The sequence below is a fragment of the Sphingomonas parapaucimobilis NBRC 15100 genome, assembly GCF_000787715.1.
GTDB classification, from domain to species: Bacteria; Pseudomonadota; Alphaproteobacteria; order Sphingomonadales; family Sphingomonadaceae; genus Sphingomonas; species Sphingomonas parapaucimobilis.
In genome coordinates, this window is record NZ_BBPI01000080.1 from 16980 (window position 1) to 30558 (window position 13579).

Here is a 13579-nt window from a genome sequence, read left to right on the forward strand (position 1 = left end):
TTCGGGTGAATGAAGCCTGTCGCGGCCGTCAGGGTTTGGCGGGTAGGGTGCGGGTGAGATCGGTGGCCAGCCAGACGAGCGGCGCGTTCCAGTTGATCGCGACTTCGTTATGCGCATAGGCGCGCGCATCGTCGATCCAGCAGCGTGTGCCCACGCACTTGCCCTTCAGCGCGGCGGAGGCGGGTTCGGGAAAGACGGTGCTGTTCGCGCCGCCGCTCAGCACGCCCGGCGGCGGGCCGGGCATCCTGGCGTCGAACTGATGCGCCCAGAAACGATGATGCGGATTCTGCATCGGCTTCCACCCAAACCCGCTGACATAGCTCTGGTCGAGCGGATTGCGCCCCAGCACATAGTCCATCGCATCGACCGCACCGTCGCGGTAGCGCGCCTCGCCGGTGAAGCGAGCCGCCAGCGCCAATATCTGTCCGCGCCCCAATATCCCGCTGTTCGATCCCCAGTGATAGGCAGTCGAGGCATAGGGGATGTGATAGCCCGACCGCGCTTCCTCGGCGAGAAAACGGTCGGCCAGCGCGACCAGCTTGGCGCGCGCCGCCGTGCGTTCGGCGGGCATGACGCCGGTGGCGGTCGCCAGCGTGATCGTGCCCAAAGCGGCGACGCTGCCCCAGCTCGGCTCGCCGGTCAGAGCGGCGGCGTGGAGCGGCATCTTGCGCAGCGACTCGGCCAGCTCCGGCATATCTGTGGCGGCGTACAGCTCGGCGGTCGCCCAATAGAGTTCGTCGGACAGCTCGCCGTCGCCATAACCACCGCTGCCGTCGAACGCCTGCGCGGCATAGACGTCCGGGTTGCGCAGCGCCGCCCGATACGCCTTGCCCGCCGCGATCAGGCAGCGCTTGGCGAAGGCGTTGTCGATCCCCCGCCAGATTCGCGAGCATTGCGCGGCCGTCGCGGCGAGGTTCAGCGTCGCCGCCGTGCTGGGCGGGAAGAGCAGCCGCTCCTCATGATCGTCGGCGGGGGCGGTGGGCAGCTTGGTCCAGTGGCGGTCGGCGATCTTGTGGTGCGCCATGCCCGACGCATCGACCGGCGTCAGGCGCAACGGCCCGCGGCCCTGCCGTCCGAGCGGCAGCTTGATGATCTGGCCGTCCGGGACCTGCATCGCGAGCAGGAAGCGCATCTCGAAGCGCGTCTCGTCGAGCAGGTCGTTGATGCCGTTCCCCGCCTCGGGCAGCGCGGCGCTGCCATCGGGGAAGGGGGGAGAGGCCGCATCCACCTCATAGAGATTTTGCAGCATCCACAGGGCGATGCCGCCATTGACGACATATTTGCCCTGGTCGCCTGCGTCGTACCAGCCGCCGGTCACGTCCAGCGTGTACGGACAGCCCGGCCACTCGGTCCCTGCCTGATCGAGCCCCTTGAAGCAGGTCACGACCTCGCCGACATGCCCCGCCGCCCGCGCCCATCGCGTGCCCCCGGCGAAACGCGCGTCGATCGCCACTCCGGCACGCTGCTGGTAGAAGAAATTGAGCGAAGCGCGGGACAGCGGGCGATAGACATCGGCGGCGATGCTGAAGGGGTGGCTGATGCGGCCATCGACCTTCAGGCGATAGGTGCCGGGCGTGCGGAACGTGCCGAATTCGATCTGCTGCACCGTGTCGCCGGAAGCGGCGTCGGGGCCGAAGACCGTCGCCTGCCCTCGCGCGACCGTGCGGCCCTGTTCGTCGAGCAATTCCCAGGGCAGCGCCGCGCCGCCCTTCGCGACGATGGCGCGCTTGGCGGTGTCGGGACGGAAGCCGATCTGGTTCAGATGCGGCCCCGGCGCTTCCCCCGCGCCGGTCGCCGCCAGCGCCAGCAAGGGAAGGATCACGCGCCTCACAGCAGCGGCGCCTTGCTCTGCACCGCGCCGGACGCGCGCGCGAAGTCGAAGCCTTCGGTGCCACTCCGCGCCGCCATGGCGGGTGCAAGCGGGGAGGGGGCCGTCATGCGCAGGAAATCGCCATGGCTGGGCATCCGCGCGGCGGTATCGGCATAACCGGCGTGCATCTGGTCCAGCGCCTGCGCCACCAGATCCTCGTCCAGCGCGTCGGCGGCGGGTTCCCAGCGTTCGGGCACCAGCCCCTGGCCCAGGCAGACCGCGACCCAGCTGGGGTTGCTGAACAGGTCATAGCCTTCGCGGAACAGCCGCCCCTTGCCCGCCCACAGCGCCATCTTGCGCGCCAGGCTGTCGGGCACCTCCATGGTGCGGACCCGGTTCCAGAAGGGCGTGTCGTCGCGCCGCGTCGCCTTGTAATGCAGGATGATGAAGTCGCGCACATCTTCGTACAGATCGTGCATCTGGCGGTTGAATTCGTCGCGCTCGGCGGGGTCGAAGCGTTTGTCGGGGAACAGCGCCACCAAACGCTGGATCGCCGCCTGGACGAGGTGGATGCTGGTCGACTCCAGCGGCTCCAGGAAGCCGCTCGACAGGCCCAGCGCCACGACGTTGCGGTTCCAGCTTTGCCGCCGCCGCCCGGCGGTGAAGCGCAGGTGGCGGGGATCGCCCAGCAATTCGCCCTCTAGATTGCCGAGCAACTGCGCCTCGGCCGTCTCCGCGTCGAGATACTCGCTGCAATAGACCAGCCCGTTGCCCATCCGGTGCTGGAGCGGGATACGCCATTGCCACCCGGCCTCGCGCGCGGTCGAGCGGGTGAAGGGATCGGGTTCGGTCGGATTGGGCAAGGCACAGGGCGCCGCGACCGCGCGGTCGCAAGGCAGCCACTGCGCATAGCTCTCATAGCCGGTGCCCAGCGCCTCCTCGATCAACAGGCCGCGAAAGCCCGAGCAGTCGATGAACAGATCGCCCTCGATCCGCCGTCCATCGGCCAGCGTCACCGCCTCGACATAGCCGTCCTCGGGACGCAGGTTGACCGCCTCGATCCGCCCCTCGACCCGCGTCACACCGCCGCGCTCCGCATAGTCGCGCAGGTAGCGAGCATAGAGGGAGGCATCGAAATGGAAGGCGTAGAACAGCTCGCGGATCGGCGAACGCGCATCGGGCTTGGCGCGGCCGAACTTGCCCGCCTTTGCCGCCACCGCGCTCATCGACCATTCGGCGATGTCCGGCAGCGCGCGGCGGCTGCGTTCGCGCAGGTAAAGCTGGTGGAAATGCACGCCCTGCAAATCCTGCGCATGGCGACCGAACGGGTGGATATAGCGTTCGCCCTTGGCACCCCAGTCGACGAATTCGATGCCCAGCTTGAACGTGCCCGCCGTCTTGGCGAGGAAGTCGTTCTCGTCCAGCCCCAGCATCTGGTTGAAGGTAATGATCGGCGGGATCGTCGCCTCGCCGACACCGACCGTGCCGATCTCCTCGGATTCGACCAGCGTGACGTGCGTGTAACCGTTGTTCAGCAGGCGCGCGAAGGCGGCGGCGGCCATCCATCCGGCGGTGCCGCCGCCAACGATGACGACCCGGCGAATCTGATGGTCAGAGGAAGAAGTCATCGGGCGAGGCGCCTCATCTGGGCCGCGCGCCACTGCGCATGGGCCGGAACATGGGGAAGGGCGGCGGCGATCGCGTCGGTCATCCGTGCCATGGCGGCATCGACCTGGGCTGCGGGGATGCCGTGGACCAGCGGATCGATGCGACGGGGCAGATAGCCTTGCCCTAGCAGGATCGCGGCCCAGCTGTCGCGGGTGAAGGTCTCTTCCTCGTAAAAGGGCAGGCGACCGCGCTCGCCGAACTGGCCGAGCGTATGGGCCAGCGACGCAGGAAGTTCGGCCTTCGCCACCGCCTGCCACATCGGTTCCGGGCGGCGGGCGGTGCGGTAATGCGCAGCGAGGAAGTCGCGCACCCGCTCCGCCTCGGCCAGCGTCTGGCGGTTGAAGTCGGCGGCCTCCACTTCGGCCATGGCGGTGTCGGGCAACATGGTGACGAGGCGATCGATCGCGCTCAGCGCCAGATGCAGGTTGCACCATTCCAGCGGCTCGACCTGCGTCGCGGCGTCGCCGATCGCGATGCAGTTGCCGCGCCAGGCTTGCGGCCGGGTGCCGGGGCGGATGGCGATGGGCGTGTCGACCACGGCCCCGTCGCGCGCCAGCATCGCGGCGGCCCCGGCATCGGACAGATGCTCGCTGCTATAGGTGATGCCGACCTGCTCGCCGCTCGACCAGCGCCAGCCCGCCGCATGGGCGGTCACGGGCGTCAGCACCGGCGCGCCTTCGCCCGAGACTTGGGTGCCCAGCAGCACGCGGTCGCAGGGCAGCCACTCGTTCCAATCCTGCCACGCATCGTCGATGCTGCCCCGCAGCAGCGCGGCGGGGCCGGTCGCATCGATATAGAGATGCGCGGTCAGGGCTGCGCCATGCTGCACTGCGATAGCGGTCACATGGCCGGTCGGATCGACCTGCACTTCGGCGATCGAATCCGTCACCTCGCGCACCCCGACATGCAGGGCAAAGGCGCGCATCATCGCGACCTGGCGGGGGAGGTCGAGCGTCAGGCCATAATCATGACCGGCAAAGGGCGTTCCCGGCGACGGCGGCACGAAGCCGCCCGCCCGCGCCAGCTGCGCCGCCGGGCAATAGGCGTCGAACGGGGCCGCGCTGCCGTCGCGCGTGGCGCGAAGCCAGTGCAGGTGAAACGCCGCCGGACCGATGGCATGGCCATAGCTGCCATAGGCATGGACATAATCGGGCAGCCCTTCCGCCCAGCTCGAAAAGCGCGTGCCCAGCCGGTATCCCGCGCCGGTGCGCGTCACCCCGTCATCCTCGCTTATGCCCAGATCGGCATGGAAACCGGGCAGCGAGGGCAGGGTGCAGGCGATCCGGTCGGCCAGCGCGTCCGCGGCGGGTGGGGTGGCGAGCAGCGTGACGTCGAGGAACGGCGCGCGGCGCTTCAACGCGGCGGCGGCGCTCCAGGCGGTCAGGCCGCTGCCCGCGACCAGCACTGTCTTCACGGGCGCGCTCATGCCGCCACCATCGGGCAATAGCGTTCCAGAAAGGCGCGGTGGTCAGGCCGGATGGCGACTTCGGCGGCGATCTCGGAACGCAGCGCCGCGACGGCCTGGACCAGATCGCCGGTCCCCGCCACATCGGCGCGCGGGTCCCAACCTTCGGGGACGATGCCCTGGCCCAGATACACCGCAATCCAGCTGGCATCCAGGAACACGCCCTCGCGATACTTCACCACCCGCCCGCGCCTGCGCCACAGCTCCAGCTTTTCGCCCAGGCTGTCGGGGATCGGCATGGTGCGGACATAGTTCCAGAAAGGCGAATCGTCGCGTGACGTGGCGTGGTAATGCAGGATCAGGAAGTCCCGGATCCGGTCATATTCCAGATCGATGACCCGGTTGAACTCGTCGCGGTCGGACGCCTCCATCCGTCGGCCGGGGAACAGCTCGATCAGCGCGGTGATCGCCTGCTGCACCAGATAGATGCTGGTCGATTCCAGCGGCTCCAGGAACCCGCTCGCCAGCCCGATCGCAACGCAGTTGCCGACCCAGCTGCGCCGCCGCCGCCCCGCCTTGAAGCGCAGCAGGCGCGGCTCGGCCAGTTTCTCGCCCTCCACCGCCTTCTCCAGCGCATGGGCGGCGTCGGCGTCGCTGACGAAGTCGCTGGCATAGACATAACCATTGCCGGTGCGATGCTGGAGCGGGATGCGCCAGCGCCACCCGGCGGGCATGGCGATCGCGCTGGTATAGGGGGTGACGGCGGTTTCGGTCCGGCACGGCATTGCGACCGCGCGGTCGGTCGGCAGCCATTTCGACCAGTCCTCGAACGGCTCGTCCAGCGTCTGTCCCAGCAGCAGCGAGCGAAAGCCCGAGCAGTCGATGAACAGGTCGCCCTCGACCCGCTCGCCGCTGTCCAGCACGACCGCGCGGATCAGCCCGTTCTGGCTGTCACGCTCGACATCGACCACCAGCCCCTCGGTCCGTATCGCGCCCGCTTCCTCCGCTAGGCTGCGCAGATAGGGCGCGAAGAGCAGCGCATCGAATTGATAGGCATAGCCGAAAGTCGAACTCAGGCCGCCCCGGCCCTGATCGGGATGCTCGAACCGCGCCTCGCGCGCCAGGGTGCAGGCATAGGAAAGCTGGTCCAGCGGCGGCAGGTCCCGCCCTTCGCGCACCAGCCGCGACCAGTAATGGTGGAAATCGATCGCCCCCGTACCGCGCCCGAAGGTGCCGAAGGGGTGGATATAGCTGTCCCCGATCCGGCTCCAATCGCGAAACTCGATGCCCAGCTTGAAGGTGGCACGGGTGCGCGCCATGAACTCCGCCTCGGGGATGCCCAGCCGTTCGTTGAAGGAACGGATGTGCGGCAACGTGGCCTCGCCGACGCCGACGACACCGATCGCCTCGGACTCGATCAGGCGCACCGAGCATTGTCCCGAAAGGAGACGAGTCAGGGCGGCGCCGGCCATCCAGCCCGCCGTACCGCCGCCCACAATGACGACCCGCACCACGTCGTTTGTCACTTTCGTCATCCACCCCCGGCCCGGTGATTCCCGGGCCTGTTTGTCATTTCATGCCGTGCGGCAGGCCCCGCCGCAATCCACCGACAGGGGGGCGTGGCAGGAATGTCGCACCTTGTCCCGGATCGGACGTTTCTTAAGTTAAATATCTTGTCGAAATGTTGCTGGTAGCGCAATCATGAGTCTGTGAAACGTGTCGAAAGGCACGATCGCGACCGAACCAAGCGACGCCATGGGGCGCGCGACAAAGGGGGGGATGACCATCATGCGCAGCGCTGCGCCGCTCACTGCCAATGCCAATCGTTTTAATCGGCTCCTGCTCGGCGCTTCGGCCGGTGCCTTGTGCATCGCCGCGCTGACCACGCCCGCCTTCGCACAGACGACCACCGATCCCGACCAGAGCGCCAGTTCGCCGACCGGCGCGGTCGCAGGCCAGGGTACGGCCGGTTCGACGACGCCGCGCACCAGCGCCAGTGTCGAGGCCGCCGGCGCGCAGCCGCCCGCAGGCGATGACGTCGATACCGGCAAGGAAGTCGTCGTCACCGGCATCCGCCAGAGCCTGGCGAATGCGCAGACGATCAAGCGCAATTCCGACACCGTCGTCGACGCGATCACCGCGTCCGATATTGGCGCATTGCCCGACCGTTCGGTCACCGAGGCGCTGCAGCGCGTGCCCGGCGTGTCGATCAGCCGCTTCGCCGCCGCCAACGATCCCGACCATTTCTCGGTCGAAGGCTCGGGCGTCGCGGTGCGCGGCCTGACCTTCGTCCGTTCGGAATTCAACGGCCGCGACACCTTCTCGGCCGGTATCGGCGGCCAGGCGATCAACTTCTCGGACGTCCCCGCCGAACTGCTCGGCTCGGTCGAGGTCTACAAGAACGCCACCGCGGAACTGATCGAGGGCGGCCTGGCAGGGACCGTCAACCTGAATACCCGCAAGCCCTTCGACAACAAGGGTTTCCATGCGGGCTTCACCGCCGAAGCCAATTATGGCGACTTCAAGAAGAAGTGGTCGCCGACCGGATCGCTGCTGGTCAGCGACACCTGGGACACGGGCATCGGCCGCTTCGGCCTGCTCGGCAACGTCTCGTACTCGCGCGTCCGCAGCCGTGCGGACAGCGTTCAGGTCACCAATTTCCAGACCCGCGATAACATGCTCGCCCTTGCGGCGAACTCGACGAGCGCGACCGTTTGCCGCAATCCGTTGCCTGATACGGTCGATACTACGACCCTATCCGGGGCGGGGTCGGCTTGCGGTGCGGCCAGTACGGCCGGAGCGGACGGCAATCTCGACCCGGCTTCGCTGCGTTATGCGCCCATTGGAGGCCAGTTCCGTACGCAGGAATTCGATCGCAAGCGGGATGGCGTGGCACTGGCCGGCCAGTGGCAAAGCACCGACGAACGTACCGTGTTGACCGCGCAATATCTGCGGACCCATACGGTCAACGACACGTCGGAGCGGACTTTTGAAACCGCGCCCGATCTTGCCGAATACAGCACCTTCCCGATCGGCTGTCAGCCGAATTCCAATGGTCCATCGGGTACCGTTCGTGCCGAATGCCCTGTGGGTACGACAAAGAATTACGTGTTCGACAATAGCGGGCTGTTTCAGTCCGGATACATCACCGCGCCCGGTACCGGTCGCCGCGCGGCTTGCAACAACCCCGGACCTACCGCCAATCCGGCCACCTGTTTCGTGCCTAGCGGCGGTACGCAGCAGTCGCTCGCCCGTGGCATGACGCGGGACGAGAACACCGTCACCGATTTCGGCTTGAACCTCAAAACCCAGCTGGACGACCACTGGTCGGTCAACTTGGATGGCGATTATACCCGCGCCAAGAAGACGAGCACCGACTTCCGCGTATTCGGTTCGACCTTTGCCGACTCCGAACTCGATATCTCGGGCAATCTGCCCCGGGTCGTCCCGCATAAGCCGACGACGTTGATCTCAAATGGTGGTGTCATCAGTCCAGATCTCGCCGGTCAGACCGACGCGCAGTATTTTTCCAACCGCAACGTCCAGTTCTGGCGCGCGGCCATGGACCATCTGGAAGAGAGCAAGGGACGCGAATACGCGTTCAAGGCCGATGTCGACTATAAGTTCGACGACGGCAGCTTCCTGACCCATGCCAAATTCGGTGCACGCTATGCGGATCGCGCGTCGGAGGTTCGCTACACGACGTACAACTGGGGTGCGCTCTCCGAGGTTTGGTCGGGGAACAATCCCGTGTCCTTCGCGCAGGCGCCTGGGCAGACCGAATTCTACAGCTTCCCGAACTTCTTCCGGGGTGCGGTCAGCCCGCCGCCGGGTGCATATTACTATACCGGCGACATGACCGGCAATTATCAGCAGTCGGCCGCTTATCTGAAATCGATCGGCCAGCTTTGGCAGACGGCCAATGGCTCGGGCGCTGGAACCTGGGCACCGCTGGCAGAGCGTAGCGGTGTCGTAGCCGGAACGCCTTACCTGCCAGCCGAAATCCAGAATGTGTCGCAGCAGGACAAGAATGCCTATGCGCAGCTGAACTTCGCGACACCGGGCAATCTGTTCGGCAATGTCCGGATGAGCGGCAATGTCGGCGTCCGCTACGTACTGACCGACCTGACGTCGTCGGGCTTCATCGGCGCACCGTCGCAACAGCAGACGCAGACCGATGGCACCTACGCCGTTCGCTGCCTGTCCAACACGTCTGCCACGCCCACTGGCATCTGTCGTCTGGGCGAGGCGGGCTATAATGCCATCCAGCGCTTCTCGACCGGGATCACCGTGCTCGATACGGCACGCCAGCAATATCATTACTGGCTGCCTAGCGCGAATTTGAAATTTGGTCTGGGTCGCGACGTCGTGCTGCGCCTGGCGGCGTCGAAGGTCATGACGCGTCCGGATTTTGCGAACATCCGCAACTTCCTGCAGCTGGGCTTCGACGCGAATAGCGGCCAGATCACGGCGACGGCGGGCAACCCGTACCTCAAGCCCGCGACCGCGTGGCAGTTCGACGCGACCGTTGAATGGTATTTCGCCCGGGTCGGCCAGCTGTCGGTCGACGTGTTCTACAAGTCGGTGAAGGACTTCTTCTACCAGTCGGTCACCAACCGGAACATCACCAGCAACGGCGTTACGCAGTCGGTGCTGGTCCGTGGTCCGGCCAATTATGACGGCACCGGCAAGATCAAGGGCGCCGAGGTTGCGTATCAGCAGACCTTCGACTTCCTGCCGGGTCTGCTCAGCGGCTTCGGTGCCAGCGGCAGCTACACCTATATCGACAGCTCGGGCCTGCCCAATTCGTTCCTGAACGGCGGCGCGCCGGCCAGCACCTCGAACATCAAGCCGGGCAACATCCCGCTCGAGGGGCTGTCGAAGCACACGGTCAACGCGGCGCTGTTCTATGAAAAGGGGCCGATCTCGCTGCGTGCGGCGTATAACTGGCGTTCCAAGTATCTGCTGACCCCGGCGGACGTGATCTTCCCCTACACCTCCATCTACCAGGATGCGGGCGGGCAGCTGGACGCGTCGGCCTTCATCAACCTGAACAAGTACCTCAAGATCGGCGTGCAGGGCGTGAACCTGGCCAATCAGGTCATCAAGACCGAGCAGGCCTATATCAGCGGTTCGACCGCGACCGCGCCGCGCTCGTACATCGTCAACGACCGCCGCTTCTCGTTCGCGCTTCGCGGCACGTTCTGATGCGGCTGACCGGCCGGACCTCTGCGGTTCGGCCGGAATGACGGACGCAAAAAACCGCCCGCTTCCATGTTGGAGGCGGGCGGTTTTTCATGCGGGGATGTTTCTACCCTCCGTTCAACCTGAGCGAAGTCGAAGGCTAAGGGAAGACTTCCGCCCAGAGGCTCATGTGAGGCGCGTACTTCGACTTCGCTTGGTGCGAACGGAGCGTGGGATTGGCAGTGACCGGGGCGATCGATGCCGCCCCGACCACCTGGTCAATTATGCGGTAGCTTCGACCGGTCGAAGCCCGGCCCCAGATCGATCAGAAAGGCCGGGCCGACCTCGATCACCTGCTTGGCCCCGGCCAGTTGCACGGTGATGTTCGCCTTGCCCGCCGCATAGGCCTGGGTCGCCACGCCCGAGACATAATAGCGTTTCCAGCTCGGGCCGACCTGCACCGGCTCGGTCGCGATGGTGGTATAGGGCGGCTCGGAGCCGCCTGCGCCGACCGGGATCGTCACCGGCGCGGCGTCGGTGGCGTTGGGTGCGCGCAAGAAGACCATGACCAGCATCGTGTCGCCCGCTGCGATCGGCTTGATCGTGGGATAGGCAGCACCACTGTCCCAAGGGTTGGCACCCGCCTTGCTGACCTTGATCTGCACGGCATTGCCGCCGGGAACCTCGGGGGCGGGGACCTGTTTGGCGCTCTGGTTGGGGCCGTACGGTGCCCAGCCGATGCCGGGCGCGTTGACCGCCTTGTCGAAGATGCTGGGCTGGGCCACCGCGCCGGGGGCCGTCTGGGCGGCCGTTCCCGCGGGCAGGGCCGCGATCAGCAGGGCCACACATCCGATCATGATCCTCTCCTCCTCTTTCGGCCGGTTTGTCCGGTCCGTCTACAAAAACGATTGTATGCGCTGGGTTAGGAAAAGCCCGGCCCCTTTGGAGAGCCGGGCCTGATCTTACTGTCCGACGATCGTGACGAGCGGTTCGACCGGCTGGCCGGTGGGCAGGCGACCGCTGGCGGTCAGGCGGCGTGCGCCATCGTCCCAGCGCAGCGTGGCGCTGCGCCCGCCCATCTTGCGCCAGGCATTGGTGGTGCCGTCATCGTCATAGAGCGTGAAGCTGGCATCGCGGCCGGGATAGACGCGGATACTCGCCAGCCCTTGCGCGGTCGCGGTGCTGGGCACGGCCATGCCCATCGGCACGATCGAACCGGCGCGCACGAACAGCGGGATATGGTCGATGGGCGCAGCCGCCTCGATCCACTGGCCGCCGGTGTAACGCTTGTCGGTCCACCAGTCATACCAGTCCGCCCCAGCGGGCAGATAGACGCGGCGCGACGTCTGGCCCTGTTCGGTGACGGGCGCGACCAGGAAGGCGGGGCCGAACATATATTCGTCGCCCAGGTCCTTCACGGCCGGGTCGTTCGGAAAGTCCATGAACAGCGCGCGCATGAAGGGCGCGCCGGTCTGGCTGGTCTGCCGCCCCAGCGCATAGAGATAGGGCATCAGCGCGTAACGCAGCCGCAGGATGTTCGCCAGGATCGGCTCGGCGGCGGTGCCATAGTCCCACAAAGCCGTGCCCGGTCGCTGGCCATGGATGCGCAGCGTCGGGGTGAAGGCGTTATACTGGAACCAGCGGACGAACAGCTCGGGATAATCGCGGTATGACGGTGCCATGGCGGTCGCGCCCGCCGGATCGACCAGCACCGGGCGTTGCGCTTCCGGTCCGTTGGGCCATTGCCAGCCACCCGTGTCGCTCGACCAATAGGCGATGCCGCTGGCCGTCATGCCCAGGCCTGCGGGCACCTGGCGCTTCAGGGCCTCCCAGTTGGATTGCACGTCCGACGACCAGAACAGGCAGCCATTGGCCTGCGTGCCCAGATAGGCGGCGCGGCATAGGATCAGGTTGCGCTTGTCCGGCCGGTCGCGCGCCGATCCTTCGGCGACGCTGGAGGTGTGGAGCAGCGGATAGACGTTGCGATAGCGATCGCCCGAGCCGATCGAAAAGAAATGCCCCTCCGGCACCAGGTCCGGCTCGGTCTCGTCCAGCCAGGCATAGTCGAAGCCCTGGGAAAAGATGTTGTCGCGGATCTTGCCCCAGAACCAGGCGCGCGCCTCCGGATTGGTGCTGTCGATCAGCGCGCCTGCGCGGTCTGAGCGGATCGGCAGCCCGTCTACCGGGTTGCCGTCCTTGTCCTTCATCAGCCAGCCCTTGGCCGCCAGCGTGTCGAACCAGCGGCTTTCCCGCTCGAAACGCGGCCAGATGCTGATGATGCTTTGCATCCCCATCGACTTGAGATGCGCATTCATCCCCGCCGGATCGGGAAAGGCGGCGCGGTCGATGTCGAGCTGCCCCATGCGCGTCCAGTAGAACCAGTCGAGCACCATGATGTCGAGCGGCAGACCGCGCTTGCGGTATCCGTCGGCGATCTCGGTCAGCTGGCCCTGCGTCTCGTAGCGCGCCTTGCTCTGGATCAGGCCAAACGCGGCCTTGGGCGGCAGCGGCGTCGCGCCAGTCAGGCGGGCATAACCCGCGTACAGCTCATCGGTCGTCTTGCCTGCGATCACGAAGAAGGACACCCGCTCGCCGACATTCGAGGCGAATTTGGTCGCGTTCAGCAGGCCGGGCGAGACGGTCGTCGCGGACGGATTGTCCCACAGGATCGCATAGCCCTTGTCCGTCACCATGAACGGCACGCAGACGGACTCGCCGCCGGGGCGGTCATAATCGTGGCGGCAATCGATGGTGCGCTCGCGCAGGTCGAGCACGCCGTCCTGATACTGGCCCAGGCCGTAATAATGCGTGTCGGGCGTGTCGGAGAAGCTGGCGCCGACGCGGAAGGTCTTTTCGTCCGAGACGGTGTGCGGCGCCTTTTCCCAGCCGTTCATGCGGGTCAGCGGCTTGCCGTCTACGCCTGCGAAGCTGATCGACACGGGCGGCAGCGAGGGCGCGAAATAGCGCTCCATCTGGCTCGGCGGCTTGGGCCAGGGCTGGGCTGCGACCGTCACGGTCATGCCGGAAGAGGCAAAGACGTCGCCGGTCGCATCGGCGCGATGCGACCAGCCTGCCGCGTCGCTCCTGGCGATCAGGCCATAGCCGGGCTTGGCCTCTGCTTCGGCGCGGTCGGTGGCGATGGTGACGCGAACGATGCCGGGGCCGTAAGGCTCGACCGAGACGAGCGCGCCGTTGCGCTCGACGGTCGCAATGGGATCGGCCGTCAGGGCGAGAGGGGCGACACCCGCGAGCAGCGCGGATGCGGCGCAGGCCCACCGCCAACGACCGCCGGACACCGTGGCGCGCGCTTTGCCCCGCATGAAACATCCCCCCTGAAATAAACAAACTGTTTTGCGTATTCGCCACCCTATCGCTGGTCCGGTGGGTGGGAAAGGGGGAATGGAGCGCGATGACGTTCGATTGAGGCACCCCTCCCCTTCAGGGGAGGGGCCGGGGGTGGGGCGTAACCGCAAGCACAGCGCTTGTTGCGAGGGCCCCCCCCCCCCCCCCCC

Annotated in this window: 7 protein-coding genes; 1 reads left to right on the plus strand and 6 read right to left on the minus strand. The window is 66.6% G+C overall.

Annotated features, from left to right (window positions below; translation table 11 throughout):
• Positions 1-28: 28 nt before the first annotated feature.
• From SP5_RS15200 to SP5_RS15215, 4 genes are read right to left on the minus strand one after another with little or no spacing between them, the layout of a single operon-like run.
• Positions 29-1822: a glycoside hydrolase family 9 protein gene (locus tag SP5_RS15200; RefSeq protein ID WP_042490367.1), complete on the minus strand. Its 1794-nt coding sequence runs from the start codon at positions 1820-1822 to the stop codon at positions 29-31.
• Between the two features lie 5 nt (positions 1823-1827).
• A complete protein-coding gene (locus SP5_RS15205) occupies positions 1828-3438 on the minus strand; it encodes a tryptophan halogenase family protein (protein WP_042490386.1) in 1611 nt (536 codons plus the stop codon).
• Entirely contained in the window at positions 3435-4904 is a 1470-nt protein-coding gene (locus SP5_RS15210) for a tryptophan halogenase family protein (protein ID WP_042490368.1), read from the minus strand. The genes SP5_RS15205 and SP5_RS15210 overlap by 4 nt, the downstream gene beginning before the upstream one ends.
• Entirely contained in the window at positions 4901-6418 is a 1518-nt protein-coding gene (locus SP5_RS15215) for a tryptophan halogenase family protein (RefSeq protein ID WP_042490369.1), read from the minus strand. The genes SP5_RS15210 and SP5_RS15215 overlap by 4 nt, the downstream gene beginning before the upstream one ends.
• A 253-nt stretch (positions 6419-6671) precedes the next feature.
• Here SP5_RS15215 and SP5_RS15220 point away from each other — a divergent pair, with 253 nt between their 5' ends.
• The gene (locus tag SP5_RS15220) at positions 6672-10091 is read left to right on the plus strand and encodes a TonB-dependent receptor (RefSeq protein WP_042490388.1); all 3420 of its coding nucleotides are present in this window, start codon (positions 6672-6674) and stop codon (positions 10089-10091) included.
• Between the two features lie 254 nt (positions 10092-10345).
• On the opposite strand, the gene SP5_RS15225 is transcribed toward SP5_RS15220, so the two are convergent.
• The gene (locus SP5_RS15225) at positions 10346-10924 is read right to left on the minus strand and encodes a carbohydrate binding domain-containing protein (RefSeq protein WP_042490371.1); all 579 of its coding nucleotides are present in this window, start codon (positions 10922-10924) and stop codon (positions 10346-10348) included.
• A 105-nt stretch (positions 10925-11029) separates the two neighbouring features.
• Positions 11030-13387, minus strand: a complete 2358-nt coding sequence (locus tag SP5_RS15230) for a glycoside hydrolase family 31 protein (protein WP_084220719.1) — start codon at positions 13385-13387, stop codon at positions 11030-11032.
• Positions 13388-13579: the final 192 nt, after the last annotated feature.

Coding starts and splice junctions, on each gene's coding strand:
- SP5_RS15205 (WP_042490386.1), bottom strand. CDS start 3,438: ATGACTTCTTCCTCTGACCATCAGATTCGCCGGGTCGTCATCGTTGGC.
- SP5_RS15210 (WP_042490368.1), bottom strand. CDS start 4,904: ATGAGCGCGCCCGTGAAGACAGTGCTGGTCGCGGGCAGCGGCCTGACC.
- SP5_RS15215 (WP_042490369.1), bottom strand. CDS start 6,418: ATGACGAAAGTGACAAACGACGTGGTGCGGGTCGTCATTGTGGGCGGC.
- SP5_RS15220 (WP_042490388.1), top strand. CDS start 6,672: ATGCGCAGCGCTGCGCCGCTCACTGCCAATGCCAATCGTTTTAATCGG.
- SP5_RS15225 (WP_042490371.1), bottom strand. CDS start 10,924: ATGATCGGATGTGTGGCCCTGCTGATCGCGGCCCTGCCCGCGGGAACG.
- SP5_RS15230 (WP_084220719.1), bottom strand. CDS start 13,387: ATGCGGGGCAAAGCGCGCGCCACGGTGTCCGGCGGTCGTTGGCGGTGG.